The sequence below is a fragment of the Pseudoxanthomonas sp. LARHCG66 genome, from assembly GCF_052871755.1.
This window is the reverse complement of sequence record NZ_JBIXJW010000001.1, coordinates 214599-241423: the sequence shown is the minus strand read 5'-3', so window position 1 is coordinate 241423 and position 26825 is coordinate 214599. Positions and strand designations below refer to the sequence as shown.

Sequence of the window (26825 nt, the reverse complement as noted above, 5' to 3'; positions counted from 1 at the left end):
TGCGGTTCCGGTTACAGGCCCAGTGCCTTTGCTTTCAGTGCGTCGTAGTCGGCCTGGGTGATCAGGCCGAGGTCGAGCATCTGCTTGGCTTTCTGCAGCTTGGCCACCGGATCTTCGGCGGCCGGTGCCGCCGGGGCCACCGGCTGCTGCAGCGCGCCCACACCGCCCACCATGCCCGAGGCCATGCCCACGCCGACCAGGCCTGCCGCGCCGCCGGTCTCGCCGGCGGACTGGATGCCCTGGGCCACGCTGGCCTGCAGGTTGGAATTGCCGCGCGCGCCGGACAGTGCATCGGCGCGTTGCACGGTCTTCAGCAGTTCACGCGTGTTGGCGTCGTACTCGATGGAGACGATGGCGGTCTTGACGATGGCCAGGCCGCGGTCGGAACTCCACTGGTAACCCCGCTCGACGGCCGCGGACAGGCTCTGCGCAAAGCCCAGCGAATCCTGCTGGATCTTCGTGATGCGGTTGCCCTTGGACGGATCGTTCGTGTACAGGCTGAAGGCCGGGGCGAGCGAGCCGACCACTTCGTTGAACAACTGGCCGGCGGCCGCATTGTCCAGGTCGGTGAAGTCGAACACCTTGCCCGGCTGCAGGTACGACGCCGGCACGAAGTTCTTCACGAACAGGATGGGGTCGACGATCTTCAGCGTGTACGAGCCGCGCGTGATCGCGCCGACTTGGGTGTTGAGGAAGCCGTCGTCCCAGTAGATCTCGGACTGGGTGCCGAAGCGGTTCTCGGGCAGTTCCTTCAGCGAGACGAAGAACGCCGCCTGCTGCGAGCCCGGCTGGCCGCCGAACTTGAAGCGCTCCCAGCTCTGGGTGATGAAAGTCGACACGATGCCGTCGCCGGCGAAGATCGACTTCGAGTTGATGTCGTCCGAGCGCCACTCGTAACCGCCCGGCTCGGCGACGAACGCGGTGATCGCGCCGTCCTGCATCAGCAGCAGGCCGTAGCCTTCGGGCACGATGATCTTCGAGCCGTTGGTGATGATGTTGGTCGAGCCGCTGGTGTTGGAACCGCGCCCGGCATTGGTGCCCTGCGGCACTGCAGCGAACAGCGCCGCTGTCGCCGGCAGGCCGGCCGGCACCGTGTAGAAGTCCTTCCACTGGTCGCCCAGCACGCCACCCACTGCACCCACCACCGCCTGTACAAGACCCATGACATCGCTCCGTGATTCGTGGGCGGGTAGGGCACCCGCCAAGCCGGTCCGAGTATACCGATCCCCCCGCAGATGCCATGGCGCAGAGGTCATGCCGGTCCGGGCGGCACGCAGGTGTCATGCCGCTGTCATGCGAACGCGGGGATTCTGGCTACCATGTCGCCATGTCCGCCGACGACACCGCTGCCACCCTCGATTCCGACCTGCCGCTGGTGCAGCGCGAGTTTCCGTGGCCGATCCGCGTGGGATGCGTCCTCGCCGGCGCGTTCGCCATCGTCATGCCGCTCTGGGAGCTGGGCAGGGGGCTGTGGCCGCTGAACGTCGCCACCCCGTTCTTCGCGGTCATCGTGGGCGGTGCGGGCTACGTGGGCCTGCAGTTCATCCGCGCGGGGCTGTCGGGCTGGGGCGATCACTGGCAGTACTCGCCGCACACCATCGTGGTACAGCGGCGGGCGTGGGGTCGACTGACCACCACCCGCCTGACGACCACCAACGTGGCCGCCGTGGAGGTGCGCCGGAGCGAAGACGCCGACCACGACCAGGCGCCGTGGCAGGTCGTCATCGTGCCGCGGCCCACGTTCTCCGGCCTGTCCGCGGTCGCTGGCCCGGGCGGCGTGTTCGATGCCGGCTGCTACGGGTCGCAGGACTACGCCGAGCGCGTGCGGCGCGCGTTGATTGACCACCTGGGGCTGTGAGCGTCAGCCGCGGATCGCGGCCTCGATTCTGGCGATGTCGATCTTGCGCATCTCCATCATCGCTTCGAACGCGCGCTTGGCGACACCCTTGTCCGGGCTGGTGAAGGCTTCGGTCAGCACGCGCGGGGTGATCTGCCAGTTCAGGCCCCACTTGTCCTTGCACCAGCCGCAGGCGCTTTCCTGGCCGCCGTTGCCGACGATGGCATTCCACAGCCGGTCGGTTTCTTCCTGGTCGTCGGTGGCGATCTGGAACGAAAAGGCTTCGGTCTGCTTGAACGCCTTGCCGCCGTTGAGGCCGACGCAGGGGATGCCCAGGACGCTGAACTCCACCGTCAGCACGTCGCCTTCCTTGCCGGACGGGAAGTCCGCCGGGGCATGGTGGACGGCCTTCACTTCGCTGTCCGGGAAGATGCTGGCGTAGAAGGTCGCGGCGTCCAGCGCGTCGGTGTCGTACCAGAGGCACAGGGTGTTCTTGGGGATCATCTTGGTTCTCCTGTGGCGGTGCAGTACGGCAGGGCGATCATCGCGGCGCCGTTTGAAAGGCACGGTGAAGCGGGCGGAGTGGGTGTTCAGTGGCCAGCGAACGCGCCGGTACGCACCCCGCCATCGCGCAGGTAGTGCGTGACCAGCACCCCGGCCGACGTGGTCGCGGACGAGGCCAGCCGCAATGCCGATGCCCGCGTGCCGGCGTCGAACAGGCGCTTGCCGTCGCCCAGCAGCACCGGGTAGACCAGCAGGCGGAGTTCGTCCACCACATCGGCGGACAGCAGTTGATGCAGCAGGTCGCTGCTGCCCTGCGTCACCAGGTCCGGGCCCTCGCCGCGCTTGAGTTTGCGCAGGGCGGCGACGGGATCCGTGCCCAGGGCACGACTGTTCTGCCACGCGAGCGTGTCCGGATGATGGGTGGCGACATGCTTGGTGGCGTTGTTGAACGCATCGGCGATGTGGCCGTGCGGGGCATCGCTGGGCACCTGCGGCCAGTAGTTGGCGAAGATGTCGTAGGTGCGGCGCCCGAGCACCAGGTCGAACGGGCGCGAGAACACGCCCCCCATCACCTCGCCGTCGCCGGCATGGGGCCATACCCAGCCGCCATGCGCGAAGCCGCCGCTGCGGTCTTCGTCCGGGCCGCCGGGTGCCTGGATCACGCCGTCGAGGCTGGCCATGACGGCCACGATGAGCTTGCGCATGTCGGGTTTCCTTGCGGACGCCGGTGTCCGCCTTTCTTCCACGACGAGCGGGCGCGGAGGAAATCGACAGCCCGCATCACGCGCGTGGTTGATCCCGATCAATGCGCTGATCCGCCGTGTCCGCGATGCTGTCCGCACCCTCAGCGAGGTCATGCACATGAAAGCGAACGTAGGCGGTTTCGACAAAGGGGCCCGCATCGTGGTGGGCGCGCTGCTCATCGGCTGGGCCGCGACCGGCGGACCGGCGTGGGCCTGGATCGGGGTGGTGCCGCTGGCGACCGGCCTGTTCAATTTCTGCCCGCTGTACCGCCTGATCGGCGTGAACACCTGCCGGCGCTGAGCCACGCATTCCGCGCGGGGCGGACGTGAGTCCGCCCGTGACGGCGCTTCGCCGGTACCACGGCACTGCGCGTGCGTTGTTGGCTGCGGCATGGGTTGCTACCCTGCCTGCGGATCCGGATCGACAGGCGGTTGAATGCACAGGCGAAACTTTCTCGGAACGGCAGCGCTTGCCGCCACGGCGTTGATGCTGCCCATCGCAGGCAGTCATCGCGCCTTCGCCGCCACGCCGCGCAAGCGCCTGCTTCCGCCCGCGCTGAATCCCGGCGACACCGTTGCCCTGGTCAGCCCCTCCGGCGCCACCGACGATCCCCTCGACCTGCAACTGGCGCAGGAAGCGATGGAAGCGCTCGGGTTGAAGGTGAAGGTGGCGCCGCACTTCGCCGCACGGCATGGGCACCTGGCCGGCAGCGACCGCGAACGTGCAGGCGATCTCAACGCCATGTTCGGCGACAAGGACGTCAAGGCGATCGTCTGCGTGCGCGGTGGTTCCGGTGCCGCGCGCCTGCTGCCGCTGCTGGACTACGGTTTGATCCGCCGCAATCCCAAGGTGCTGCTGGGGTATTCGGACATTACCGCGCTGCACAATGCATTGCTGTCGCAGGCCGGGCTGGTGAGCTTCCATGGTCCGATCGGCGCGGGCAGCTGGAATGCCTTCAACGCCGACCAGTTCCGCCGCGTCTTCTTCGAGCGCGAGCAGATGCAGTACCGGAATACGGCCGAAAAAGGCGACGAGCTCGTGCAGCGCAGGAACCGCACCGTCACCATCACCGGCGGCAAGGCGCAGGGCGAACTGGTTGGCGGCAACCTGTCGGTGCTGGTGGCGCTGGCCGGCTCATCGTACCTGCCGGATTTCAGCGGCAAGATCCTGTTCCTGGAAGACGTGTCCGAAGCGCCGTACCGCATCGACCGCATGCTCAGCACGCTGCGGCTGATGGGCGCCCTGGACAAGGTGGCGGGGGTGATCTTCGGCGAATGCACCGACTGCGATCCCGGCAACGGCTACGGATCGCTCACGCTGCCGCAGATCTTCGACGATTACTTCAAGCCGCTGAAGGTCCCGGCCTACCGCGGCGCGATGATCGGCCACATCCGCCAGCAGTTCATCGTGCCCGTCGGCGGCAGGGTGGAGATGGATGCGGACGCAGGGACGTTCCGGATGCTGGAGCCCGTGTTCCAGGGGTGAGCAACACCGTCGGTGATCGGGCTTGGCATCGCGTACGCCTGGCGAAGGCGCGCTGCGCCGCGACTTGAGCGTGCCCGGCGTGCATGGGAGCATCGCGTCCCGGTGACAGGAGACGCGCGCATGACGAAGGCCACACCGCAGCCCGCCGGCGACGCCGCGCGCCGTATCGACGCCCGCATCGATGAACTGCGCGATTGGCGCGGCGACATGCTCTCGCGCGTGCGTGCGCTGATCCACCAGGCCGATCCCGATGTCGTGGAGGACGTGAAGTGGGTCAAGCCCACCAATCCCCACGGCGTGCCGACCTGGTCGCACGACGGCCTGGTGTGCACCGGCGAGGTCTACAAGGCGTACGTGAAGCTGACTTTCGCCCACGGGGCGTCATTGGCGGATCCGGACGGCCTGTTCAATGCCAGCCTCGACGGCGGCACGCGTCGCGCCATCGACATCCGCGAGCGCGACACGCTCGATGGTCCTGCGTTCAAGGCGCTGTTCCGTGCCGGGATCGCCTTCAACACGGGCAGGAAATCCCGCAAGTAGGGTGCCCCGCATGGCAGACAAGAGCACCAAGCCACGGCTGCTGTCCGGCGGCAATCCGCAGATCCCGAAAGGCGATGGCGATGCGCCGGTGCAGGCCTATCTCGCCGCGATTCCCGGCTGGAAGCGCGCCATCGCCGAACGCCTGGATGCGCTGGTCGGGCAACACGTGCCGGGCGTGCGCAAGGCGGTGAAATGGAATTCGCCCTTTTATGGCGCACCGGATGCCGAGGGATGGTTCCTGTCGTTCCATTGCTTCGAGCGCTACCTCAAGGTCACCTTCTTCCGCGGCCAATCCCTGCAACCGGTGCCACCGGAAGCCTCGAAGTCGCAGGACACACGCTACGTGCACCTGCGCGAGGACGAGGATTTCAACGAAGCGCAGCTCGCCGACTGGGTGAAGCAGGCGAGCCGCCTGCCGGGCGAGACGCTGTAGGACACGCAGGCGCCGCGCGTTTCACATCATCAGGCAGTCGATGCCGTCCAGCACGATGTGGATCACCAGGCCAACGCCGAACCAGCGCGTCTTCCGGGGAATGACCAGCGCGCCATACGCCAGCATCGCCGGCCACGTATGCAGCGGATGGAAGCCGATGCTGCATCGGCCCGGCGCGTAGACAGGGTCGGCGAGCAGATGGTCGAGATCGATCACCCAGGCGGCCAGCATCCACAGGGCCGCGCGTTTCCACGCCTTCGGCCAGAACACGCGCGCAGTGGCCACAGGCACGATGACGTGCAGCAGCAGGTGGAGCAGGGCGCGGAGTTCGACATCGGGCATGGCGGGTTCAGCGCCGTGCGGCCAGCCAGCGGTCGAGCTGGCTGGCGAAGGCCTGGCGGTCGCGCGCATTGAAGGTCGCCGGGCCGCCGGTCTGCACGCCCGCGCCGCGCAGCTCTTCCATGAAGTTCCGCATCGACAGGCGTTCGGCGATGTTGTCCGGCGTGAAGCGCTCGCCGCGCGGGTCGATGGCCTGCGCGCCGTTGGCCAGCACGCGCGCCGCCAGCGGGATGTCCTGGGTGATGACCAGGTCGCCGGCCCGGGCGCGTTCGACGATGGCGTCGTCGGCCACGTCGAAGCCCCCCTGGACCTGCAGCGAGCGGATGAAGCGGGAAGGCGGCGTGCGCAGCCACTGGTTGGCGACCAGGGTGACCTCCACCTGGGCGCGTTCCGCGGCGCGGAACAGGATGTCCTTGACAGGCCCCGGGCAGGCATCGGCATCCACCCATACCTGGGTGGCAGGAGCCGCGCCGTCGGTCATTCCGGTGCGGTGTCGGGCGCGCCCGGCTCGGGGGCGGCACCGGGCTGGGCCGCATCGCGTTCGGCGCGTTTCTTCGCGTCCTTTTCGTCTTTCTTCTTCTTCTTGGCCAGCTCACGCTGGCGTTTTTCGAACGAATAGTTGGGTTTTGCCATGGACAAGGTCACCTGGGGGCGGGAATGGGGCGTGGCGTGCCGATAGGCGTTCCACAGGCGTACACGATAGCCCGCATCCGTTGCCTGCGGGAAACCGGCATGAAAACAGCCATTTGCGAGGGCCGTGCGACGGTGCGGATGCCGCCTGTGCGCGGGCCCGGCAATGCCGGCGTGCTCGGCTCGCGGCCGGCGGCGCGGCTGCTATACCATCGTCGCGTCGGGCGACCCCGGGGGAAGGGGTGCCCATGACGTCCTTCCATGGGGTGATCGATGCGGCGGATTCTCTGCCTGATGCTGGCAGCGCTGGTGCTGGCCGGCTGTGCGAAACGTGTCAGGGAGTCGTTGCCGCCCCCGCCGGAGCAGGCATCGGTGCCTGCACCGCCACCGCCACCGCCACCGCCACCGCCACCGCCACCGCCACCGCCACCGCCACCGCCACCGCAGGGCAGTGCCGCGGAAGCCGCACGCATCGAGGCCGCCCGCCGTGCCGCAGCTGAAGCCGCCGCCCGCGCCCAGCAGGAACGCGCCGCCGACAGTGCCCGCCAGGCGGCCGAGCGTGCCGCCCGTGTCCGCGAGGCCGCGCAGTCCGCGAAGCCGCCGAGGTCGGATTTCGTCAACGTCGACGTGTTCTACGCCACCAACCGGATGCCGGCGACCGCGTTCGCCACGCTGCCGCCGGGCGATCGCTTCACCGCGGGTGTCGCGCGGCAGCTGACCTACGGCACCGCACGCATCAGCATCCCGAAGGCGCATGTCCCCGGTGAACTGGAATCACCGCGCTGGTACCTGATGGAGTTCAAGGAAGACCCCAAGCAGCACATCATCCTGCAGGAGGTCGACCGGCTGGCACAGGCCCCGTTCTTTGCCAGGCTGTACGGGCGCGTCGGTGAATCACGCGGCAGCAATGCGTTCGTGTTCGTGCACGGCTACAACGTCAGCTTCCGCGACGCTGCGCGCCGCACCGCGCAGTTGGCCTACGACCTGCGCTTCGACGGTGCGCCGGTGTTCTACAGCTGGCCGTCGCAGGCGGCGCTGGCGGGCTATTTCACCGACGAACAATCCATCGCGCGCTCGGTGCCGCTGATCGAGGGCTTCCTGGCCGACATGGCCGACCGCTCGGGGGCGCAGAACCTCTACGTCATCGGCCACAGCATGGGCACGCGTGGCGTCACCCAGGCCATCCGCAACCTGGTGGCGAAGCGGCCGGAACTGCGCGGGCGCTTCCGCGGCATCATCCTGGCCGCGCCCGACATCGATGCGAAGGTGTTCCGCGAGGAGCTCGCGCCCGCCCTGCGGCAGGCCAGCGGCCATGTGACCCTGTACGCCTCGTCCGAAGACATGGCGCTGAAAGCGTCCAGGCAGGTCAATCGCGGCCCCCGTGCCGGCGATACCAGCGAGGGCGTGGTACTGGTGAGCGGCGTGGACACCATCGATGTCTCCGGCGTGGACCAGAGCATGCTGGCGCATTCCTACTTCATGGAATCGGACAAGGTGATGGGTGACATCCGCGAGATGTTCCGCGCCCACCAGCCCGCCGCACGGCGCAAGCCGCTGCAACCGGTAAAGCTGGGCACGGGCATGTTCTGGAAGATCCTGCCGCCGCCATGACGCGGCAGCAGGATGGCGTCGTTATGGCAGCGTGTAGGTGACCGACAGTTTCGCGGTGGCGCCCTTGTCGATCCACAGGTAGTGCGTTGCGGTCGGGTTGGCGTTGAAGCGCAGCCGCAGCTGGGTGCGGCCGGTGCGGTTGATCGCCGCACGCCCGGAGGTATCGAACACGGTGCTGGTCTGGTTGCCGCCGCTGAAGGCCGGCACCTGCGCGCTGTTGGTCGTGTTCGTGGCGGCTGCCCAATCCGCCGCTTCGATGGTGCACGCGCCGAGGCAGCCGCTGCGCACGTCGACGACCAGCGTGTTGCCGGCGGGATTGCTCCACGGATCGCCGCTGGCGCTGCGGTAGGCCACCGTCAGCGCGGCCGACGTGACCACGGCGTTGTCCGGCAGCGATGAGGTATCGAACGACAGCACCGCACGGTTGTGGTTGCCATCGGTGCCGCGTCCTATCGCGAGGCCGTAGTACGCCTCCAGCGTGCCCACGGCCGCGCCGCTGCCGGTGGCGCTGGCTTTCACGTAGCCATCGTTGGCGTCTTCGTTGTTGAACACCACGGTGACCGGCGATCCGCCGCCGGTCCCGCCGCTGACGGTGACATTGACCGCTGCGGAGGTGCCTGTATTGCCCGCGAGATCCAATGCCCGCGCCTGCAACACGTGCGCGCCGTCGCTGGCGCCGCTGCTGTTCCACGCCAGGCTGTAGGGCGCGCTGGCATCGCTGCCGAGCAACGCACCGTCCAGCAAGAAGTCCACGCGCGCCACGCCGATGTCGTCGTTGGCGGTGGCTGCCAGCGTCACCGTGCCGCTGATGGTGGCGCCGTTGGCGGGCGAGGTCAGGGCGACGGTCGGCGCCACGCCGTCCAGGTTGTCCAGGCCGAAGAAGCGGGCGATGTGGTAACTGGAGCAGATGTTCACGTCGAGGATGTAGGCGCCCGCCGTGCCGCACTGCGTTTCGCCGGTGCCCGGGTCCACCGGCGTGCCGTGGCCCATGCCGGTGATGACATAGGTCTCCACCTTTGCGGTGCCGGCCGCGTCCTTGTAGACCTTGTGCGGATAACCGCTGACGGTATCGCTGGCGTCGGCCACGGTGTCGATGCCATGCACGTCGGCCCACTGCTCCAGGCTTTCGGTCAGGTTGGCAGGTCGCACGGTGTAGTCGGCGTCGCCATGCCAGATGGACACGATCGGCCAGGGCCCGGTCCAGGTGCTGGCGGCACGCACCTTCGCGCCCCATTGCGCGGGAGTCAGATCGCTGCCGGGACTCATGCAGCTGAAGGTGGCGGTCTGCGTGGTCGCGCAGCGGTAGGGAATGCCGGCCACGATGGCACCGCCAGCGAACACGTCCGGATACGTCGCCAACATCACCGAGGCCATCGCGCCGCCGGCGGACAGGCCGGTGACATAGACGCGCGCGGGATCGATGCCGTGGTCGGCGATCATCCGATCGACCATCTGCTTGATCGACAGCGGTTCGCCCTGGCCGCGCGCGGTGTCGGCGGTTTCGAACCAGTTGAAGCAGCGGCTGCTGTTGTTGCCTGTCTGCTGCTCGGGCAGCAGCAGGGCGAAGCCGAAGCGGCTGGCCAGCATTTCCCAGCCGGTTTCGGCGTCGTAGTTCGACGCGGACTGCGCACAGCCATGCAGCGCGACCACCAGCGGTGCATCCGCCGGCAGGGCGGCGGGAACGACCTTGTGCATGCGGAGATTGCCGGGATTGCTGCCGAAGCCGGTGACTTCGCTCAGCGCCAGCGCAGGGCCGCTGGCCAGCATCAGGAGCAGGGAGAAAAGCACCAGGCCCGTGCCGTGGGCATGGGAACGCGGAGCGGAACGACACGGCAGCGCAGCGATCGACATCGACGGCACCTCGGGTGTGAAGTGCCGGCAGTGGGCCACATGCCCGCACGAGGGGGCATTGGTCAAAGGGGAAAGCTGCAGCGCACCATCGCGCAAGCGTGACGCAGGGCCCGGGATCGCCCGCGCGTGGTGGCCGTCAACCCGCGTGCCGGCGCGCGGTGGCCACCACGAACTCACCCGGCATGCGATAGCCGTCGCCGACGCGCCACGGCCGGATCGCGCGCAGGTAGCGCGTGCGGACGCGTCGGCGGGTCGCGTCGTCGAATCGCGACCAGGCCATCGCCACCGGACCACCGACGAAGGCCGCGTCGCAGGCATCGTCGTCGCTGGCGTACTGCAGCACCGCCTCCACGCGGTGTTCCTCCGCATCGACGAAGCCGGCGCGCGCGCACAGGTCGGCGAGCATGCCTTCATGGCCGAGTTGGAAGAACAGCGGACAGACATCACTGGCGACCTCCTCGTCGACGATAGGAAACACCGGCGACCAGCCACAGCGTGCGCGCTGGCCCCAGACCGCCACGGCCACGCGGCCGCCCGGGCGCAGCGCACCGTGCATGCCGCGCATGGCCTGATCGGGATCGGGCATGTACATCAGGCCGAGTGCGCAGTACGCCAGGTCGAAGCCGACGCCCGAGGAGTCCAGCGATTCGCCGTCCATGCGCAGGAAGCGCGCGTGCTGCAGGCCGCGCGCCCGCGCCCGTGCAGTGGCTTCGTCCACCATGCGCTCGGCGATGTCCACGCCGACCACGCGGCCATCGTGACCAACGGCCTCGGCGGCGGCCAACGCCATCGCGCCGGTGCCGCAGGCCACATCGAGCACCGACTCGCCGGGCGCGGCCGGCGCGAGTGCCAGCAGCCGACGGTGCGCGTCCGACAACTGCGCCTGCCAGAGCGCGTCGTAACGGGAAGCGGCGAGGTCCCAGCCGTAGCGCTGCACGCGCCGCTGCAGTCGCGCGTGGTCCTTCACCGGCGCACGACCACGATTTCGAGGTATTCGCTGGGGATGACCAGGCCGTTGCCGTTGCCGCGATCCATGCGCTCCATCAGCGCGTGCAGGTCCTGTTCGAGTTCGGCGGCCTTGTCGGCCGGCAGAGCCTGGAAGGCCTTCTGCACCGGGCCGTACCAGGTGCGGAATACGTCGATCATGTGCGCAGCCGAGCGGTAGCGGAAATTGAACATCCGCGCGGTGACGCCGATGGCGCCGGCCGTGTCGCCGAACAGCGACTGCACGTGCGCGGCGGTGCCCCACAGCGACGGCGGCTGCACACCGGCAGGCGGCGCAATGTGGCGTCCCAGCACCTTGAACATCTGGCCGATGAAACCTTCCGGCGTCCAGTTGGCCAGGCCGATGCGGCCGCCGGGCCGGCAGACGCGGGCCAGTTCGTACGCTGCACGTGCGTGGTCGGGCGTGAACATCACGCCGAACGTGGACAGCACCACATCGAAACTGGCGTCGGCGAAGGGCAGGGCCTCGGCATCAGCTTCGGCGAAGGCGACCTGCAACTGCTCGGCCTCGGCACGCGCCTGGCCCAGGTCCAGCAGTGCGGGCACGTAGTCGGTGGACACCACCTGGCCACCCCGGCGCGCCGCGGCCAGCGTCGCATTGCCGTTGCCGGCGGCGACATCGAGCACGCGTTCGTCCCAGCGCAGGTCGACCGCTTCGGCCAGGCGTTCGCCGACGATCTGCAGCGTAGTGCCGACGACGGCGTAGTTGCCGCTGGACCAGGCGGCCTGCTGGCGCTGCTTGAGGGCGTCCAGGTCGGGCAGGGTGGGGAAGGAAACGGCAACGGCATTCATTCGGGGAAAACTCCTGGGGTTGGGGAGGGCGCAGCGTGGCGGTCGCACCGGGCTTCCGTCCTGACGGGGCGTCTGCCGGAACTGGCCATGCGTCCGGATCCGCGTGCGGGTTTCCCGGGGCTCCGCGATTCCTTGCCGATCGTCCGGCGACTGGCCGCGCGCCGTCCCGGGACGCGTTGTTGCGCTCAGAATCCGGCCGCCCCTGCCGTCCGATGGAATCCCCCTGGCCATGAGCAATCCACGAGACATCGCCGATGCGATGCAGCGCGCCGTCAGCGTGTTCACCCGCCGTCCCGACAAGGGGCTGCATGACGACGTGAGCGCGCGTGCGCGCTGGCAGGACGACACGCGGGTGGTGACCACGCACGCCACCGGGGCAACGGTCGAATCCGACATGCCGGTGGAACTCGGTGGCACCGGCGACCGGCCGTCGCCGGGCTGGTTCTTCCGTGCCGGTATCGCCGCGTGCGCCACCACGGCGATCGCGATGGTCGCAGCCGAGCAGGGCGTGGCGCTGGAGCGGCTGGAAGTGGAAGTCGGCAGTCGCTCCGATGCGCGCGGGTTGCTGGGCATGCGCGATGTGGAGGGCATGCCGGTCGACGCGGGTCCGGCGTCGATGCAGGTGGAGGTCGTGCTGCACGCACCGGGTGTCGACGCGGTGCGCTTGAACGCGCTCGTGGCCGAGGGCCTGCGCCGCTCGCCGATGCAGGGCGCGCTGTCCGGCCCGCCACCGATCCGGGTGGCGGTGTCGGTCGCAGGCCGGCCGGCGGACTGAACATGGATGCGCTGTCCGAAATCCTGCGCGTGGTGCAGATGTCCGGTGCGTTCTTCGTCAACGCCCGCTTCAGTGCGCCCTGGTGCTACCAGTCGCCGAAAGCTTCGCTGGCGGCGCCCTGGCTGGACCCGACCGCGGAGCAGGTGGTGATCTTCCACCTGATCACCGAAGGCGGATGCCGGGTGGAAATGGACGGGGCGCCACCGATGGAGGTGCACGAAGGCGACGTGGTGATGTTCCCGGGCGGCAGCGCTCACCGCATGACGTCGGCGCCGGGCCTGCCGCCGCCGCGCGGCGCGGCCGACCTGAAGAAGCTGTTCGCCAGTCGCCCGCGCCGGCTCGCCTACGGTGGCGGCGGCGCGCCCACACGCATCGTCTGCGGCTACCTGGCCTGCGATACGCGACTGGCGCGATTGCTGCTGGACGGCCTGCCGCCGCTCGTGCGCATCAGCTTGCGTGATTCCGAAGCCGGCGCATGGCTCGAATCGTCCGTGCGTTACGCGCTGGCCGAGGCGCGCACGCCGCGATCTGGCGGTGCGAGCCTGCTGTCCCGGCTCGCGGAATTGCTGTTCATCGAAGTGCTGCGCCGTTACGTGCACCAGCACGAAGGTCATGCTGGCTGGCGGGCCTTGGCGACCGCGTCGTCGGCAAGGCCCTCAACGCGTTGCACCAGCAGCCCTGTCGCGAATGGACCCTCGCCGACCTGGCGCGCGTTGCAGGCACCTCGCGTTCGGTACTGGCCGAGCGGTTCCAGCAACTGGTCGGCACGTCGCCGATGCAGTACCTGACGCAGTGGCGGATGCTGATGGCGGCCAACCTGCTACGCCGCAGCAATGCGCCGCTGTCGCGGGTGGCCGAAGAGGTGGGCTACCAGAACGACACGTCCTTCATTCGCGCGTTCCGGCGCGAATACGGGCAGCCCCCAGCGGCGTGGCGACGCAACAATCTGGCGGATGCCGGCCAGGCTGTGCACGCCTGATCACGCGCGCAGCGGCTACGGCCGCCGCTTGTAGGTGATCTCCATCATCTTCGTTTCCTTGCCGTCAGGCCCGGGGCCGTACATCTCGAACACTTCCGTGTTCTTGTCGGTCCAGCGCGTGGTCATGCGGTTGCTCTGGGGTTTCTTCGTCACGGGGTCGTTGTGGGTGCCGGTGTAGGTGCAGGTCAGCTGGGCATCGCAGGTACCTTCGCTGACCATGAGGCCCGTGCTCATGCTGTCGTTCCACGTGCCCCAGTGCTTGCCGGTGACGTTGTCGAACCCATGCAGACCCTGGCCGGAGAACGGCTGTCCCATCATCTGCGACGTCACCTCCTCCAGCATCACGCGGTTGCCGAGGATCATCCTGCGTGTCGCAGTGCCGGCGTCGGTGCTGGGTGGCGCGCCGGGTGCGTGCCAGCTCTTCACGACCAGGTCGTAGGTGCCGGCCATCGAAGCCAACCTGCCGTGTTCCATGCCCGGCGTGCCGGCCTTCTGGTAGGCCTCCATCATGGCGTGCATCTCGGGCGTCATCGCCGACGGCGTGTCCTGGGCGAGCGCGGGGCCTGCGAGCAGCAGGGCGGATACGGCGACGGACAGCAGCGTGGTGCGTTGCATGGTGGCCCCTCCCGGGCATGGCGGTGGCGCTGTTGTGCGCCCCGCCGCGCTCAGCCGGCGTGAAGGTCGGCCGAGGGTCGGTCAGCGGCGCACGGCGACCACGCCGTCCAGCGCCCGCTGCGCCTTGAAGCCGGCCTTCTCCAGCCGCTTCGCCACCTCGCCGGGCACGTCGCGCCCGCTGGTGAGCTTGTTGGGCGTGCCGGTGTAGTGGAACAGCTTGCCGCCGCGACGCAGCACACGCGCAAGCTGGTCGTAGAAGGCCTGCGAATACAGCTCGCCGGCGATGCCGAAACGCGGCGGGTCGTGCAGCACGGCGTCGACGGAGGCATCCGCCACCTGCGTGATGGCCTGCGAGACGTCGGCATGGGTCAGTTGCAGGCGCCCATCGTGCCCGGATGCGTCCGGATCCGGCGACCACGGGTTGAGCGTGCGCAGCCAGAGCACGTCGGCGTTCTTCTCGAACGACAGGATGCGTGCGGCGCCGGCGGCCAGGCAGCACGCCGCGAAGTAGCCCAGGCCGCCGCACGTATCCAGCACCACCTTGCCTCCTGGTTCCACCAGTGCGACTTTGCGCCGGGCATCGTCCAGCGGCGATTCCTTCGAGGTCGGCAGCATCTTGATGCCGTCGATCTCGAACGTGGGCACGCCCCACTCGGTGGGCACCAGCTTGATCAGCGAGCCCGCATAGCGCGAGATCGGCGAGAAATCCTCGCCGTCCCAGTAGTACAGCGTGCGGTCCTTGAGCCGATCGGGATAGGGATACGCCGCGTCGCGCCACTGCCATGTCCCGGCCTCCAGCCGTGCGTCCGCCAGCGTACGTCCCAGGTCCAGCGAGCCATGCCACACGGTGTCGCCGCGGTCGCGCGCCGCCAGCAGGGCAGCAGCGGTATCGCGGGTGAGCAGGGGGCCGGTGTAGTGGGGCATGGAGCGGAGTCCTGAAGCGCGTCGTGATCGCAGGAGCGGGATTTTCGCCCCCGCCGACCCGTCGGCGATAGTCCGCGACCTCTCCGGAAGCCTTGCCGCACCCGCTGGTATAGTGCCGACCCCTCGGATTCCCGGCCCCGCCATCGCCATGAACACGCCCGCCCGCTTCCATCCCATCGGCACACCCGGTACACCCTGGGGCGCGGCGGAGAAAGCCGCATGGCGCGCGCAGCAGCGCGTGCAACGCCGTCATGCGGATGATGTGGTGACGGTGATCGATCGGCTGCGCGGACGCTTCGATGTGCAGCAGTACGGCACGCTGGACTACGGTCCGGGCGAGGTCTATCCGCTGTTGGCGGTACGCAGCCGCGACTGGAGCGAGGCGCTGCCCACGATGCTGGTCACCGGCGGCGTGCACGGCTACGAGACCAGCGGCGTGCATGGCGCGCTGCAGTTCCTCGACGAGCGTGCTGCCGACTACGCCGGCAAGGCGAACCTGCTGGTGGTGCCGTGCGCCAGCCCGTGGGGATACGAACGCATCCACCGCTGGAACGCCGATGCGCTGGATCCGAACCGTTCGTTCCGTGCGGACAGTCCTGCGCAGGAATCCGCCGCGTTGATCGCGCTGGTTGCGCCGGTGAAGGACCGCGTGCTGATGCATATCGACCTGCACGAAACCACCGACAGCGATGAGAGCGAGTTCCGTCCTGCACTTGCCGCGCGCGACGGGAAGCCGTTCGAACCCGGGGAGATTCCGGACGGCTTCTACCTGGTGGACGACAGTGCGAATCCGCAGCCCGATTTCCAGCGCGCCGTGATCGCGGCGGTGGCAGCCGTCACCCATATCGCTCCGGCCGACGACAATGGCGAGATCATCGGTTCGCCGGTGGTGGCCGAGGGTGTCATCCAGTACCCGGTGAAGTCGCTGGGCCTGTGCACCGGCATCACCGACGCTCGCTATACCACCATCACCGAGGTCTATCCCGACAGTCCGAAGGCGACGCCGCAGCAGTGCAACGATGCGCAGGTGGCGGCGGTGGTGGCGGCGATCGGATACGCACTGGCGCAGGATTGAAATCCACCCGTCGCGGCCCCATTCCTGTTCGTGAAAACCGCTGTGGTTGCCGGGCGTAAGCTGTCCCGGCAGCAGTGCGAAGCGAGGACATGATCATGGCAACCGGATGGGCCGGCGATGGCGCCGTGCAGGAACAGATCGATGCGACCGTGAAGGACGGCATCGAACGCGCGCGCCGCGCGCTGCCGAAGGGGCCGAGCCTGACCCACTGCGAAGCGTGCGACAGGCCGATCCCGGTTGCCCGCCAGCAGGCGGTGCCGGGCGTGCGCCTGTGCGTGGTATGCCAGGAGGCGGCTGACCAGGAAGAGCAGGGTGCCGGGCTGTACAACCGGCGGGGCAGCAAGGACAGCCAGCTGCGCTAGCAAGGGCGCGTAACGGGCACGGCGGGCGTCACTCCACCGTCAGCGGGATGCCCTTCTTGCGCATGTCCAGGTAATCGGTACGCACGGCACGGCAGTAGGGTCCGCTCATGACGAAGCGGCGACACACGTCCGGCCGAGTCTGGTAGATGCCGCAGTTCATCCGCGCGCCATCGAGTGCCACGCACCAGCCTTCCTCGTCGCGCGCCATCACATGCAGGCCGGCGGGGGTACGGGTGGTGAGATGCGAGGGAATCTGGTCTTCCGGTTGCAGGACCACGGTCAGGCGGCAGCAGACGGCGTCGCACCGCGAACACGAGGTCATGACGGCATGACCTGCAGCGGCCGGTCCCCGGCAGCGCACGCTGCAGCGGGGAAAGGCATGGCATGTGCAACGACGGGGCGAGGGTGTGGCGGGCAAGGCATGGAAGCTCCCGGGGGCAACCATCCCGTCGTGGGGAATGCGTCGCGTGGGAAAGGGAGCGAAGCGGAGGGCCGGGGGCCGTGCGGAACGCGCGAAGCAAGCGGATGGCTCGCGGCACGCATGCTACAGCATGCATCGCGAGGAGCGGCCTGCGCGCGCGAAGATACGTCACCTGCGCTTCATGTCGCCTCGTGCAACGCCGGTTTGCCTGCGGGTCAGGCAGGCACGCCCGGTTTGACGCTGCACTCATACCGCGTGCGTTATCCCTGTCCGCAGATGTCTTGAAGCGGAGGTGCGTCGATGGCGCTGGAGCTGCGTTGCCGCTGCGGGCAGGTGCAAGGCACGGTGGATGCCCGTCGGGCGTATGCGCGTGCAACGTGCTACTGCGGGGATTGCCGGACCTACGCGCGTCACCTCGGGCAACCCGGCGTGATGGATGCGCGGGGCGGTACCGACATCGTGGCGATGAACCCGCTGGCGGTGCGTTTCACGGTGGGCGAGGAGCACATCGCCGGCCTGTGCCTGCGCGAAGGCGGGCTGTTGCGCTGGTATGCGGCGTGTTGCCGTACGCCGCTGGCCAATACGCCGCGCGACGGGAAAGTCGCCTACGTGGGCGTGGTTGCCACATGCCTGGTGCCGGAGACCGACGTCGATGCCGCATTCGGCCCGCCGGGCCACGTGGTGTTGAACTCCGACAGTGCCGTCGGCGAGGTGCGCCGCACGCCGCTTGCATTCCTCGCGGCCGGAGCGCGCATCGCCATGGGCATCATGGCGGCACGGCTGCGCGGGCAAGCGCCGGGCCTGTTCTTCAGCGCCAACGGCCAGCCCCTGCGTACCGCGTACCCCTTGGGCGAAGATCCGCGCGGCGAGGCGGGGCGGGAGCCGGCCTGAGCCGATCATGCGTACCGCAGTTGCTTCCGCTTGAATATCTGACTAAAGTCAGGCAATGAACGAGAGCCAGATCCAGCGGGTCCGCCGCTTCAACCGCACCGTCACCCGCCGCATCGGGGTGCTCACTGACGACTACCTCGGGCACGGCCGCCCGTTGGCCGAGTCACGCCTGCTGTTCGAAACAGGGCATGCGGGGGCGGATGTGCGCGACCTGCGTGCACGCCTCGGATTGGACTCCGGCTATGCGAGCCGGTTGTTGCGTGCGCTCGAGGCGCAGGGGCTTGTGCGGGTACAGGCATCGCCCGTCGATGCACGCAGGCGGCATGTGGTCCTGACCGCGAAAGGGCGGCGCGAGGTGGATGCGCTCGACCGGGATTCGCGCGCGTTGGCCGATTCCCTGCTGGCGCCCTTGTCGGCGCGGCAGCGCGAACGGTTGGTCGAGGCGATGGATGAAGTGGAGCGCCTCATGCGTGCGTCCGCGGCGGAGATCGCGCTGGAGGATCCGGCCAGCGTCGAGGCGCAGGCGTGCATCCAGGCCTATCTGGATGAACTCGATGCGCGCTTCGAAGGCGGTTTCGACGCCGCCCGCAGCGTGTCGGCCGATCCCGGCGAACTGGTGCCGCCCCGTGGCGCCTTCGTGGTCGCGCGGCTGGAGGGCGCGGCGGTCGGGTGCGGGGGATTGAAGCGGATCGCCGGCGGCATGGGCGAAATCAAGCGCATGTGGGTGGCACCGGATGCGCGCGGGCTGGGCATAGCGCAGCGGGTGCTGGATGCGCTGGAGGCGCACGCGGTGGCAATGGGACTGCACACGTTGCGATTGGACACCAACAGCAGCCTGGTGGAAGCACGGGCGTTGTATGACCGCAACGGCTACATCGAGATCCCCGCCTATAACGACAACCCTTACGCGCATCACTGGTTCGAGAAACGCCTGCGGACGGACTGAGGGCGAGGCCCATCGCTTCGAGCGGGGATGGGCGGGGGCTCCGCGTTCGCTCGACCGCATTCGCGTCCGAGCCGTCCTTCCCGTACTTCGTGTCCTTGGTGCCCTTGGTGCCCTGCGATCAGGAGCGTTTGCCGGGATTGGGCAATTGGCCCTTCCCATGATCCTTGGGAAGAGTGCGGGGTGGGGTTGATGGTGTGGCAGGCGCGGGTATCGCCCTGGAGGTGTCGTGGCGGGCGGGCGGCTTGGGATGGAATGTTATGGCAGGTCTCCTCCGGCCGACGGCCGGACGTGCACCGTGCACGTGGAGGGATGAGTAACGCGTGTAGTTATGGGGAAAGCAGGCCGTCAGGCCGGAAAAGGCCGGATTGCCCGATGGACGGCTGCGAATGCGCGCAAAAGACCCCTCTGTACCGGCAATAGGCGCGTAGGGTCGAGGGATGATGCATCGGTTCCTCAGTGACAACCGCGTCGAACTGATTGCGCGCTGCCGTGGCAAGGTCGCGCTGCGATCCGCTACGGGCGTGCCCGGCCGGGAACTGGATCACGGCGTGACGGTTTTCCTGGACCAGCTGATCAAGACGCTGCAGGTGGAGGAGGGCGCCGAGCCGATGCGCAGCCGCAAGGTATCGGGACCCTCGGGCGGCGGTCGTCCCGCCCTGTCGGAGATCAGCGAGTCGGCGGCACTGCATGGCCGCGAACTGCTGACGCACGGGTTCACCGTCGACCAGGTGGTGCACGACTATGGCGACCTGTGCCAGGCGATTTCCGATCTCGCCTTCGAGCGGGGCGCGGTGATCGAGACGGATGAGTTCCGCACGCTCAACCGTTGCCTGGACAATGCCATCGCGCACGCGGTGACGGAATTCGGCTACCAGAACGAGATCGTGCAGTCCGACAGGCAGGCCCTGGCGTTGAACGAGCGGCTGGGATTCTTCGCGCACGAGTTGCGCAACCAGCTGTGCACGGCGACGCTGGCGCTGTCGATCATCAAGGAAGGCAGCGTGGGCATGTCCGGTGCGACGGCCGGCATCCTGGATCGCGCCCTGGCCGGGCTGGGAAGCCTGATCGATCGTTCGCTGGCCGAGGTGCGGATGGCGGCCGGCACGCCGGTGCAGAAGCGGCTGTACTCGCTGGCGGATTTCATCGCCGAGATCAGGCTGTCGGCCTCGCTGGAGGCCACGGTCCGGGGATGCGTACTGGTCGTGTCCGAGGTGGATCCTGTGCTGGCCATCGATGTCGACCGCGACCTGTTGCTGTCGGCAACCGGCAATCTGCTGCAGAACGCCTTCAAGTTCTCTGCGCCAGGCAGCGAGATCACGTTGAACGCCTACGCGCTCGCCGACCGCATCCTGATCGACGTGGAGGACCGCTGCGGCGGGCTGCCTTCCGGCGATGGCGCCGCCCTGTTCCAGCCTTTCGTGCAGGAGAGCGCGGACCAGAGCGGCCTGGGGCTGGGGTTGTCGATCTCGCAGCGCAGTGTGGAGGCCAACCAGGGGCAGCTGAGCGTGCGCGACGTGCCGGGCATCGGGTGTGTCTTCACCATCTCGCTGCCACGCCACCTGATACCGCCATCGGAGGGGCCGCTGCCGCCACGCGTGACGGGTTAGGGGTGGTTGGTACGGGGCTTGCATCGACGACGGGACCGGTGACGGCGTCGCGGTCACTGGAGTAAGTGGCGTTACGCGGCTACCATGCCGCATCAGCATTGGTCATGGCATCGCCAGGGACACTGCTCATTCGGGTATGCCGGGGAAGTCCATCCGCGAGGAGGGCTGGCATGCACGGCCAAGAGGGGGGCGACCGTCTGTCGGCGTGTCGCTGGTCGATGTACGCATCACGCATTCACGTTTCCGGGGACTCGACATGCCTATCCTTTCCGGCGCCACGCGCCGTGTACGTCTGTTCGCGCGCGTGTTCCTGCTGGGCGTGTTCGCCAGTAGCGCGATGGCGATCCCTGCCGCAATGGCGGAGACGTTGACGTTCACAAACGATGCCGGCCTCGGAGACGGCATTGCCGCCGACGGTGAAGGCGGGTCGAGCGCCATCGCCGGGTTGTCCATCCAGATCTACAACATCAGCAACGTCAACGGCGCCAATGTCGGCGTGATCCACTGGCGACCCAACGCCTTCCTCAACAGTGGAGACCCGGGGTATTCGGCCCTCACCTTCGATGATGGCGTAAACGGAATCACCAAGGGCATGGCGGTCCGCTCCGCAGATGGCAGCGAATTCAAGCTGACGTCGTTCCGGTATTACAGCTGGGGCGAGACATCGCCCATGACGAATACCGTCGTGGGCTACCGGGACGGTGTCCAGGTGGCCTCCATGACCTTCCAGGGATTGGACCCGACCTTCACGCCGCAGACGGTCTCGTTGGGGCCAACGTTCTCGTACGTGGACGACGTCAGGATGTTCACCTCCGCGGGCGGCGACAGCGGGGGTGATGGCAGCTGGCACTCGATGAACAACATCGTCATCGATCCTGCTGTGCCGCCCGACACCACACCTCCCACCGTCAGCTCGATCACTTCCAGTACGGCCAACGGCACGTACAACGTGGGCGACGTCATCAGTCTGGAGGTGGTTTTCAGCGAGAACGTCACTGTCATCGGTACCCCTCAGCTGACGATCGAGACCGGTTCGACCGATCGCGCCGTCAATTACACCAGCGGCAGCGGCAGCAGCAGTACGCATACCTTTACCTACACCGTACAGGCTGGGGACCTCAGCAGTGATCTGGACTACACGTCGACCACGGCGCTTGCGCTGAATGGCGGCACGATCCGCGATGCGGCCAGCAACAACGCCATCTTGACGCTGCCATCGCCGGGTGCGGCCGGCTCGCTTGGCGCGAACAAGAACCTGGTGATCGATGGCGTGGTGCCCTCGGTCACATCGGTCACTTCGTCCACGCCGGACGGCACGTACGCACTCGGGTCCACGATCAGCCTGCAGATCAGCTTCACCGAAGCGGTGACAGTCACCGGTACGCCGCAGCTGACGCTGGAGACGGGCAGTACCGATCGCGCGGTCAACTACGTCAGCGGCAGTGGCACCGGCACGTTGACGTTCAACTATGCCGTGCAATCGGGCGATGTCAGCAGCGACCTGGATTACGTGTCGACGAATTCGCTCGCGCTCAACGGCGGCACGATCCAGGATGCCGCCGCCAACAACGCCACGCTGGCGCTGGCCGTTCCGGGTACGGCGGGATCACTGGGGGCCAACAGGGCGCTGGTGGTGGATGGTGCGCCGCCTGCCGTCACCGCCATCACAGTGAGCGGTTCGCCCGCGGCCACCGCCACCAGCGTGACCTTCACGGTGGCGTTCAACGAAGCGGTCAGCAACGTCTCGACCGACGACTTCTCCCTGGGCACGACCGGTTCGGCCACGGGCACGATCAGCGCCGTCTCCGCCAGCAGCGGTACCTCGATCGACGTCACGGTGAGCGGTATTGCCGGCAACGGCACCCTGGAAGTGAATCTCAACGGGTCCACCAACATCGCGGACGCGGCCGGTAACAGCGGGCCCGCGGCGTTCACCAGCGGATCGACCCATACCGTCGCCATTCCCACCGCACCGGCCGCACCGACCATCGGCACCGCCACGGCGGGTGACGGCCAGGTCAGCGTGACCTTCACTGCACCGGGCAGCAACGGTGGTTCCGCCATCACCACGTACACGGCGACGGCCAGTCCCGGTGGCGCGTTCGGCACCTGTGCGGGTCCGGCAGCCTGCACGGCCACCGTGACCGGGCTCAGCAACGGTACGGCGTATACCTTCACGGTCACCGCCACCAACGCCATTGGAACGAGCGTGGCGTCGGGCGCCTCGAACGCAGCCACGCCCAAGGGCAGCCAGACCATCACCTTCACCAACCCCGGTGCGCAGAACTTCGGCACCGCGCCGACGTTGACCGCCAGCGCGACCTCCGGCCTCACGCCGACGTTCAGTTCGTCCACCACCGGCGTCTGCACGATCACGTCCGGCGGCACGCTGACCTTCGTTACCGCCGGCAGCTGCACCATCGACGCCGACCAGGCGGGCGACGCCGCGTGGAACGCGGCGACCACGGTGACCCGGACGTTCACGGTCAACGCGGTGGTGCCCGGGGCGCCGACCATCGGTACCGCGACGGCGGGCGACACCCAGGCCACGGTGACGTTCACCGCTCCGGCCTCCATCGGCGGTGCCGCGATCATCGCCGGCGGCTATACGGTCACGGCGAATCCCGGCGGCGCAACCGGCACCGGCTCGAGTTCGCCGATCACGGTGACCAGCCTGACCAATGGCGTGGCGTACACGTTCACCGTGACCGCGACCAATTCCGCCGGCACCGGTGCCGCCTCGGCCGCATCGAACAGCATCACGCCTGCGTCGCCGCAGACGATCACCTTCGGCAATCCGGGCACGCAGAACTTCGGGACATCGCCGAATCTGTCGATCCTGGGGGGCGGTGCGTCTTCGACGTCGGGCCTGGCCGTGACGTTCACGTCGTCCACCACCGGCGTCTGCACGATCACGTCCGGGGGCGTGCTGACCTTCATCGCCGCCGGCACCTGCACCATCAATGCCGACCAGGCGGGGGACAGCAGCTACCTGCCGGCGCCGCAGGTCAGCCGGTCGTTCACCGTCATTCCCGTGGTGCCGGGTGCGCCGACGATCGGCACGGCGATCGCAGGCGACACCCAGGCGAGCGTCGCGTTCACCGCCCCGCTGAACATCGGCGGATCGGCAATCACCAGCTACACGGTGACCGTCAGCCCGGCCGATGTGGCGCCGATCAATGGCGCGTCGTCGCCGATCGTCGTCACTGGACTGACCAATGGACAGCCCTATACGTTCACCGTGACCGCGGACAACGTGGCGGGTACCGGTCCTGCGTCGATGGCGTCTAACAGCATCACGCCGGCGGCGACGCAGACCATCACGTTCGCCAATCCCGGCGCGCAGAATTTCGGCACCACGCCGACGTTCACCGCGACGTCGGACTCCGGACTGACGCCGACGTTCACATCGTCCACGACCGGCGTCTGCACGATCACGACGGGCGGCGCACTGACGTTCGTCACGGCGGGAACCTGCACCATCAACGCCGACCAGGCGGGCAATGGCAGTTACCTTCCCGCCCCGCAGGTCACCCGTTCGTTCACCGTCAATCCGGTGGTGCCGGGTGCGCCGACCATCGGTACAGCCACGATGGCGTCTGCGGGCGAAGTGGATATCGCATTCACCGCACCCGCCAGCACAGGGGGAGTGGCGATCACTGGCTATACGGTCACCGCGCAGCCCGGTGGGGCGACGGTGACCGGTGCGTCCAGTCCTGTCCGCTTCACGGGGCTGTCGGCGGGAACCACTTACACGTTCACTGTCACCGCGACGAACGGCGCGGGCACGGGGTCGGCATCGGCGGCATCGAATGCGGTGACGCCTGCGCCGGCGCTCGACGCGGGTCCGGTCAGTACGTCGCTGCCCTACGGCGCACCTGCCACGCCGGTGACGCTTGCGATCACGGGTATCGCGACATCGGTGGCCGTGGGCACTGCACCGGCGCACGGTACCGCCATCGTCAGTGGCACCACGATCACTTACCAGCCGACGCCGGGTTTCGCCGGTCCGGACAGCTTCACCTACACCGCCAGCGACGCGTACCAGACCACGGCGCCCGCGACGGTGACCATCGACGTGACCCCGCCGACGTTGGCGCTGGATACGACGAACCCGGCCAGCGGTGTCGGCGGCAGCGGATACATCCATGCGCTGATCGCCAGTGGCGGTGCGTCGCCTTACACGTTCCAGCTTGTCGGTGGTGCGTTGCCGAGCGGATTGAGTCTGGGCACGGATGGACGCATCACCGGCACGCCGACGGTGGCGGGCAGCTTCACGCTGACGGTGCAGGTGACCGACAGCAGTACGGGCATCGGTCCCTTCACGGCGCAGCAGCAGTACACGCTGCAGGTGGTGGCGCCGCAGATCGCGTTCGCGCTGCCCGCGTTGCCGCAGGCGACGCATGCCGGTGCGTTCAACCAGACCCTGGCGGTAACGGGCGGCACCGCGCCGTATACCTACGCGGTGACGACAGGCAGCCTGCCGCAGGGCGTCGCGTTGAGTGCGGCGGGCGTGCTGTCGGGAACGCCGACCGCGTCGGGTCGCTTTTCCTTCACAGTGGAGGCGCGTGATGCGAACGGCTTCACGGGGGCGCAGGCGTATGAGCTGGTCGTGGCGCAGGCGCTGCAGGCGATCACCGGCTTCAGTGCGAATCCGGCAGCGCCGGTGTTCTCGCCGAACGGTACGTTCGCGCTGGTGGCCAGCGGTGGCGCCTCCGGCAATCCGGTGGTGTTCGCGAGCACCACGGCACAGGTCTGCCAGGTGAGCGGTGCGACCGTCACCATGCTGGCAGCCGGGCGCTGCAGCCTGACCGCCGACCAGGCCGGTGATGCGAACCACGAAGCCGCGCCGCAGGTGCGGCTGGACGTGGACATCGCGGCCGCCGTGCCGACGCTCGTGTGGCCGGAAGAACTGCGCAAGGTGTTCGGCGAGCCTGCCTTCGACCTGGTGAATCCGCAGAGCCCCAGCAGTGGTGCCTTCACCTTCACCAGCAGCGATCCGGAGGTGGCCAGCATCAGCGGCCGCACGGTGACGCTGCATGCGGAAGGCACGACCGTCATCACGGCCACCCAGGCGGCTGCGGGCAGCTATGCCGCCGCCAGCGTGGAGATGCGCCTGCAGGTGGACGTGCGCCCCGATCCGACCCGGGACCCGGGCGTGGTCGGCCTGCTGCAGGCGCAGGTGGATGCGAGCGTGCGCTTTGCGAACGCGCAGCAGTCGAACATCCGCGACCGCCTGCGCCAGGTACGCAGCGGCGCCAACGGTTCCAGCAACAACGTCACGCTGGCCTATGCCGGTGCCGAAGACCGCCAGGGGCTTTCAGTGCCCGTGGGCCAGGCCACAGGCGGCAGACTGCCGGCGTTGCCGCAGGGTTGGGGCGCATGGGCATCCGGCACGGCCTCGTTCGGCAAGAGCGGTCGGGTCGGCGGATACGACTTCCAGACCGATGGCCTCACGCTGGGCGCGGACCGCGCGATCGGCGAACAGGTGCTGGTCGGTGTGGCCGGCAGTCTGGCGCGCAACGACAGCGATCTGGACGGCACCGCCTCGCGCCTGAAAGCCGACCAGCGTTCGCTGGCGCTGTATGGCTTCTGGCGTGCAGGCGAGCATGTGTTCGTGGACGGCATGCTGGCCGCCGGACGCCTGGACTTCGACATCCGCCGCTGGAGCGACGATGCCGGGGCGATGGGCACGGCGGTGCGCGACGGCAAGCAGTGGTTCGGTTCGCTGGCCTTCGGCTACGAGCACCACGGTGAACGCATGGCGCTGACCACGTACGGCCGCTTCGATGCCAGCCGCACCACGCTGGAGGCGTATCGCGAGTACGGGATGGACATCTACGACCTGGCCTACCGGCGCCAGGTGGTGGAGAACAGCACGGTGGCGCTGGGCGTGGAAGGCAGCTACCGCTTCGGTGGTGACGACGGGCGCTACCGTCCGTTCTGGAGCCTGGAATATCGCCAGGCGCTGGAGGACAAGGGCGAGGCGGCGATGAACTATGTCGTGTGGCCGCATCCCACCGACTATCGCCTGGACATGCAGAGCTACAACGACGACGCACTGGCGTTGTCGGCGGGCCTGGACGTGAAGCTGCGGCAGGGGTGGCTGCTGTCGCTGCTGTTCGGCCACGAACAGGCCAGCAACAGCACGCAGGGCAGCAGCATTGGCCTGCGTCTGTCGTATGGGCAGCCCTCCAGCGGCGGGTTCGTGCCGGATGACGGCACGGTGGCCGGCGATGCCACCCGTCGTTGCGGACGGCGATGCGCCAACAGCGGCGACGCACCGCGCTGACGCCGCTTTCCGGCGCGTCATCGTCGCCACCCACGCGAAGCCCGGCCTTGGCCGGGCTTCGTCTTTTTCCCGGCGCGGAGCGGGGGCGGAACCCCCGGCCAGACCCCGCCACTACCTTTTGGCACGGTCGGCGGGCCGGAGGCGGTGGGTATCCTCCCGGGCACGCC

The 26825-nt window shown here is 68.3% G+C and carries 27 protein-coding genes; 15 read left to right on the top strand and 12 right to left on the bottom strand.

Annotated elements, in window-relative coordinates; all coding sequences use genetic code 11:
- Positions 1-11: 11 nt before the first annotated feature.
- Positions 12-1163 (bottom strand): SPFH domain-containing protein, encoded by a 1152-nt coding sequence (locus tag ACIPRS_RS01095; RefSeq protein ID WP_446537228.1) that lies wholly within the window; start codon positions 1161-1163, stop codon positions 12-14.
- Between the two features lie 164 nt (positions 1164-1327).
- Here ACIPRS_RS01095 and ACIPRS_RS01090 point away from each other — a divergent pair, with 164 nt between their 5' ends.
- The gene (locus ACIPRS_RS01090) at positions 1328-1858 is read left to right on the top strand and encodes a hypothetical protein (protein ID WP_446537227.1); all 531 of its coding nucleotides are present in this window, start codon (positions 1328-1330) and stop codon (positions 1856-1858) included.
- Between the two features lie 3 nt (positions 1859-1861).
- On the opposite strand, the gene ACIPRS_RS01085 is transcribed toward ACIPRS_RS01090, so the two are convergent.
- On the bottom strand, positions 1862-2341 hold the full coding sequence (locus ACIPRS_RS01085) for a VOC family protein (protein WP_337729946.1): 480 nt from the start codon (positions 2339-2341) through the stop codon (positions 1862-1864).
- Positions 2342-2427: 86 nt separating this feature from the next.
- The gene (locus tag ACIPRS_RS01080) at positions 2428-3045 is read right to left on the bottom strand and encodes a dihydrofolate reductase family protein (RefSeq protein ID WP_446537226.1); all 618 of its coding nucleotides are present in this window, start codon (positions 3043-3045) and stop codon (positions 2428-2430) included.
- Between the two features lie 157 nt (positions 3046-3202).
- On the opposite strand from ACIPRS_RS01080, the gene ACIPRS_RS01075 reads away from it, so the two are divergent.
- From ACIPRS_RS01075 to ACIPRS_RS01060, 4 genes are all read left to right on the top strand, one after another.
- Positions 3203-3385 carry a YgaP family membrane protein gene (locus tag ACIPRS_RS01075; RefSeq protein WP_192200993.1) on the top strand — a complete coding sequence of 61 codons (183 nt, stop codon included), beginning with the start codon at positions 3203-3205 and terminating at the stop codon, positions 3383-3385.
- A gap of 135 nt (positions 3386-3520) precedes the next feature.
- Positions 3521-4570: a S66 peptidase family protein gene (locus ACIPRS_RS01070; RefSeq protein ID WP_446537225.1), complete on the top strand. Its 1050-nt coding sequence runs from the start codon at positions 3521-3523 to the stop codon at positions 4568-4570.
- A gap of 120 nt (positions 4571-4690) precedes the next feature.
- On the top strand, positions 4691-5110 hold the full coding sequence (locus ACIPRS_RS01065) for a DUF1801 domain-containing protein (protein ID WP_192200995.1): 420 nt from the start codon (positions 4691-4693) through the stop codon (positions 5108-5110).
- Positions 5111-5120: 10 nt separating this feature from the next.
- Positions 5121-5543 carry a DUF1801 domain-containing protein gene (locus ACIPRS_RS01060; RefSeq protein WP_192200996.1) on the top strand — a complete coding sequence of 141 codons (423 nt, stop codon included), beginning with the start codon at positions 5121-5123 and terminating at the stop codon, positions 5541-5543.
- Between the two features lie 21 nt (positions 5544-5564).
- Here the strand turns inward: ACIPRS_RS01060 and ACIPRS_RS01055 are convergent, their stop codons facing one another.
- Genes ACIPRS_RS01055 through ACIPRS_RS01045 form a run of 3 tightly spaced genes read right to left on the bottom strand, consistent with a single transcriptional unit; the run spans position 5565 to position 6515 of the window.
- A complete protein-coding gene (locus ACIPRS_RS01055; protein ID WP_446537224.1) occupies positions 5565-5885 on the bottom strand; it encodes a DUF6122 family protein in 321 nt (106 codons plus the stop codon).
- Between the two features lie 7 nt (positions 5886-5892).
- On the bottom strand, positions 5893-6363 hold the full coding sequence (locus ACIPRS_RS01050; RefSeq protein ID WP_446537223.1) for a YaiI/YqxD family protein: 471 nt from the start codon (positions 6361-6363) through the stop codon (positions 5893-5895).
- Entirely contained in the window at positions 6360-6515 is a 156-nt protein-coding gene (locus ACIPRS_RS01045) for a hypothetical protein (protein ID WP_337729940.1), read from the bottom strand. The genes ACIPRS_RS01050 and ACIPRS_RS01045 overlap by 4 nt, the downstream gene beginning before the upstream one ends.
- A 270-nt stretch (positions 6516-6785) precedes the next feature.
- Between ACIPRS_RS01045 and ACIPRS_RS01040 the strand changes: the two genes are divergently transcribed.
- A complete protein-coding gene (locus ACIPRS_RS01040; protein WP_446537222.1) occupies positions 6786-8123 on the top strand; it encodes an alpha/beta hydrolase in 1338 nt (445 codons plus the stop codon).
- Between the two features lie 21 nt (positions 8124-8144).
- Here ACIPRS_RS01040 and ACIPRS_RS01035 read toward each other — a convergent pair whose 3' ends face one another.
- From ACIPRS_RS01035 to ACIPRS_RS01025, 3 genes are all read right to left on the bottom strand, one after another.
- Complete coding sequence (locus ACIPRS_RS01035; RefSeq protein ID WP_446537221.1) at positions 8145-9974, bottom strand: extracellular catalytic domain type 1 short-chain-length polyhydroxyalkanoate depolymerase; 1830 nt, start codon at positions 9972-9974, stop codon at positions 8145-8147.
- Positions 9975-10110: 136 nt separating this feature from the next.
- On the bottom strand, positions 10111-10941 hold the full coding sequence (locus ACIPRS_RS01030; RefSeq protein ID WP_446537220.1) for a class I SAM-dependent methyltransferase: 831 nt from the start codon (positions 10939-10941) through the stop codon (positions 10111-10113).
- Complete coding sequence (locus ACIPRS_RS01025; RefSeq protein ID WP_446537219.1) at positions 10938-11771, bottom strand: class I SAM-dependent methyltransferase; 834 nt, start codon at positions 11769-11771, stop codon at positions 10938-10940. Before ACIPRS_RS01025 ends, ACIPRS_RS01030 begins: the two co-directional genes overlap by 4 nt.
- A gap of 229 nt (positions 11772-12000) precedes the next feature.
- Here ACIPRS_RS01025 and ACIPRS_RS01020 point away from each other — a divergent pair, with 229 nt between their 5' ends.
- Genes ACIPRS_RS01020 through ACIPRS_RS01010 form a run of 3 tightly spaced genes read left to right on the top strand, consistent with a single transcriptional unit; the run spans position 12001 to position 13525 of the window.
- On the top strand, positions 12001-12546 hold the full coding sequence (locus tag ACIPRS_RS01020) for an OsmC family protein (protein ID WP_337729935.1): 546 nt from the start codon (positions 12001-12003) through the stop codon (positions 12544-12546).
- Positions 12547-12548: 2 nt separating this feature from the next.
- Complete coding sequence (locus tag ACIPRS_RS01015) at positions 12549-13334, top strand: cupin domain-containing protein (RefSeq protein ID WP_446537218.1); 786 nt, start codon at positions 12549-12551, stop codon at positions 13332-13334.
- Positions 13250-13525: a helix-turn-helix transcriptional regulator gene (locus ACIPRS_RS01010; RefSeq protein WP_446537980.1), complete on the top strand. Its 276-nt coding sequence runs from the start codon at positions 13250-13252 to the stop codon at positions 13523-13525. The genes ACIPRS_RS01015 and ACIPRS_RS01010 overlap by 85 nt, the downstream gene beginning before the upstream one ends.
- Before the next feature lie 15 nt (positions 13526-13540).
- On the opposite strand, the gene ACIPRS_RS01005 is transcribed toward ACIPRS_RS01010, so the two are convergent.
- Both ACIPRS_RS01005 and ACIPRS_RS01000 read right to left on the bottom strand, forming a co-directional pair.
- The gene (locus ACIPRS_RS01005) at positions 13541-14140 is read right to left on the bottom strand and encodes a DUF1579 domain-containing protein (RefSeq protein ID WP_446537217.1); all 600 of its coding nucleotides are present in this window, start codon (positions 14138-14140) and stop codon (positions 13541-13543) included.
- 81 nt (positions 14141-14221) lie between these two features.
- Positions 14222-15064, bottom strand: a complete 843-nt coding sequence (locus tag ACIPRS_RS01000) for a class I SAM-dependent methyltransferase (protein WP_446537216.1) — start codon at positions 15062-15064, stop codon at positions 14222-14224.
- 148 nt (positions 15065-15212) lie between these two features.
- Here ACIPRS_RS01000 and ACIPRS_RS00995 point away from each other — a divergent pair, with 148 nt between their 5' ends.
- Positions 15213-16139: a M14 family metallopeptidase gene (locus tag ACIPRS_RS00995; RefSeq protein ID WP_446537215.1), complete on the top strand. Its 927-nt coding sequence runs from the start codon at positions 15213-15215 to the stop codon at positions 16137-16139.
- A 95-nt stretch (positions 16140-16234) separates the two neighbouring features.
- On the top strand, positions 16235-16501 hold the full coding sequence (locus tag ACIPRS_RS00990) for a DksA/TraR family C4-type zinc finger protein (protein WP_446537214.1): 267 nt from the start codon (positions 16235-16237) through the stop codon (positions 16499-16501).
- Positions 16502-16529: 28 nt separating this feature from the next.
- Here ACIPRS_RS00990 and ACIPRS_RS00985 read toward each other — a convergent pair whose 3' ends face one another.
- The gene (locus tag ACIPRS_RS00985; protein WP_337729929.1) at positions 16530-16823 is read right to left on the bottom strand and encodes a YkgJ family cysteine cluster protein; all 294 of its coding nucleotides are present in this window, start codon (positions 16821-16823) and stop codon (positions 16530-16532) included.
- A 399-nt stretch (positions 16824-17222) separates the two neighbouring features.
- On the opposite strand from ACIPRS_RS00985, the gene ACIPRS_RS00980 reads away from it, so the two are divergent.
- From ACIPRS_RS00980 to ACIPRS_RS00965, 4 genes are all read left to right on the top strand, one after another.
- Complete coding sequence (locus tag ACIPRS_RS00980; protein ID WP_446537213.1) at positions 17223-17813, top strand: DUF6151 family protein; 591 nt, start codon at positions 17223-17225, stop codon at positions 17811-17813.
- Between the two features lie 55 nt (positions 17814-17868).
- The gene (locus tag ACIPRS_RS00975) at positions 17869-18759 is read left to right on the top strand and encodes a bifunctional helix-turn-helix transcriptional regulator/GNAT family N-acetyltransferase (protein WP_446537212.1); all 891 of its coding nucleotides are present in this window, start codon (positions 17869-17871) and stop codon (positions 18757-18759) included.
- 437 nt (positions 18760-19196) lie between these two features.
- Positions 19197-20366 carry a sensor histidine kinase gene (locus tag ACIPRS_RS00970; protein WP_446537211.1) on the top strand — a complete coding sequence of 390 codons (1170 nt, stop codon included), beginning with the start codon at positions 19197-19199 and terminating at the stop codon, positions 20364-20366.
- A 256-nt stretch (positions 20367-20622) separates the two neighbouring features.
- The gene (locus ACIPRS_RS00965; protein WP_446537210.1) at positions 20623-26658 is read left to right on the top strand and encodes a fibronectin type III domain-containing protein; all 6036 of its coding nucleotides are present in this window, start codon (positions 20623-20625) and stop codon (positions 26656-26658) included.
- The last annotated feature ends 167 nt before the right edge of the window (positions 26659-26825 follow it).

Bases quoted from the DNA above. Each gene is read 5' to 3' on its own strand.
- ACIPRS_RS01095 (WP_446537228.1), bottom strand. From the start codon at position 1,163: ATGGGTCTTGTACAGGCGGTGGTGGGTGCAGTGGGTGGCGTGCTGGGC.
- ACIPRS_RS01090 (WP_446537227.1), top strand. From the start codon at position 1,328: ATGTCCGCCGACGACACCGCTGCCACCCTCGATTCCGACCTGCCGCTG.
- ACIPRS_RS01085 (WP_337729946.1), bottom strand. From the start codon at position 2,341: ATGATCCCCAAGAACACCCTGTGCCTCTGGTACGACACCGACGCGCTG.
- ACIPRS_RS01080 (WP_446537226.1), bottom strand. From the start codon at position 3,045: ATGCGCAAGCTCATCGTGGCCGTCATGGCCAGCCTCGACGGCGTGATC.
- ACIPRS_RS01075 (WP_192200993.1), top strand. From the start codon at position 3,203: ATGAAAGCGAACGTAGGCGGTTTCGACAAAGGGGCCCGCATCGTGGTG.
- ACIPRS_RS01070 (WP_446537225.1), top strand. From the start codon at position 3,521: ATGCACAGGCGAAACTTTCTCGGAACGGCAGCGCTTGCCGCCACGGCG.
- ACIPRS_RS01065 (WP_192200995.1), top strand. From the start codon at position 4,691: ATGACGAAGGCCACACCGCAGCCCGCCGGCGACGCCGCGCGCCGTATC.
- ACIPRS_RS01060 (WP_192200996.1), top strand. From the start codon at position 5,121: ATGGCAGACAAGAGCACCAAGCCACGGCTGCTGTCCGGCGGCAATCCG.
- ACIPRS_RS01055 (WP_446537224.1), bottom strand. From the start codon at position 5,885: ATGCCCGATGTCGAACTCCGCGCCCTGCTCCACCTGCTGCTGCACGTC.
- ACIPRS_RS01050 (WP_446537223.1), bottom strand. From the start codon at position 6,363: ATGACCGACGGCGCGGCTCCTGCCACCCAGGTATGGGTGGATGCCGAT.
- ACIPRS_RS01045 (WP_337729940.1), bottom strand. From the start codon at position 6,515: ATGGCAAAACCCAACTATTCGTTCGAAAAACGCCAGCGTGAGCTGGCC.
- ACIPRS_RS01040 (WP_446537222.1), top strand. From the start codon at position 6,786: ATGCGGCGGATTCTCTGCCTGATGCTGGCAGCGCTGGTGCTGGCCGGC.
- ACIPRS_RS01035 (WP_446537221.1), bottom strand. From the start codon at position 9,974: ATGTCGATCGCTGCGCTGCCGTGTCGTTCCGCTCCGCGTTCCCATGCC.
- ACIPRS_RS01025 (WP_446537219.1), bottom strand. From the start codon at position 11,771: ATGAATGCCGTTGCCGTTTCCTTCCCCACCCTGCCCGACCTGGACGCC.
- ACIPRS_RS01020 (WP_337729935.1), top strand. From the start codon at position 12,001: ATGAGCAATCCACGAGACATCGCCGATGCGATGCAGCGCGCCGTCAGC.
- ACIPRS_RS01015 (WP_446537218.1), top strand. From the start codon at position 12,549: ATGGATGCGCTGTCCGAAATCCTGCGCGTGGTGCAGATGTCCGGTGCG.
- ACIPRS_RS01005 (WP_446537217.1), bottom strand. From the start codon at position 14,140: ATGCAACGCACCACGCTGCTGTCCGTCGCCGTATCCGCCCTGCTGCTC.
- ACIPRS_RS01000 (WP_446537216.1), bottom strand. From the start codon at position 15,064: ATGCCCCACTACACCGGCCCCCTGCTCACCCGCGATACCGCTGCTGCC.
- ACIPRS_RS00995 (WP_446537215.1), top strand. From the start codon at position 15,213: ATGAACACGCCCGCCCGCTTCCATCCCATCGGCACACCCGGTACACCC.
- ACIPRS_RS00990 (WP_446537214.1), top strand. From the start codon at position 16,235: ATGGCAACCGGATGGGCCGGCGATGGCGCCGTGCAGGAACAGATCGAT.
- ACIPRS_RS00985 (WP_337729929.1), bottom strand. From the start codon at position 16,823: ATGACCTCGTGTTCGCGGTGCGACGCCGTCTGCTGCCGCCTGACCGTG.
- ACIPRS_RS00980 (WP_446537213.1), top strand. From the start codon at position 17,223: ATGGCGCTGGAGCTGCGTTGCCGCTGCGGGCAGGTGCAAGGCACGGTG.
- ACIPRS_RS00975 (WP_446537212.1), top strand. From the start codon at position 17,869: ATGAACGAGAGCCAGATCCAGCGGGTCCGCCGCTTCAACCGCACCGTC.
- ACIPRS_RS00970 (WP_446537211.1), top strand. From the start codon at position 19,197: ATGATGCATCGGTTCCTCAGTGACAACCGCGTCGAACTGATTGCGCGC.
- ACIPRS_RS00965 (WP_446537210.1), top strand. From the start codon at position 20,623: ATGCCTATCCTTTCCGGCGCCACGCGCCGTGTACGTCTGTTCGCGCGC.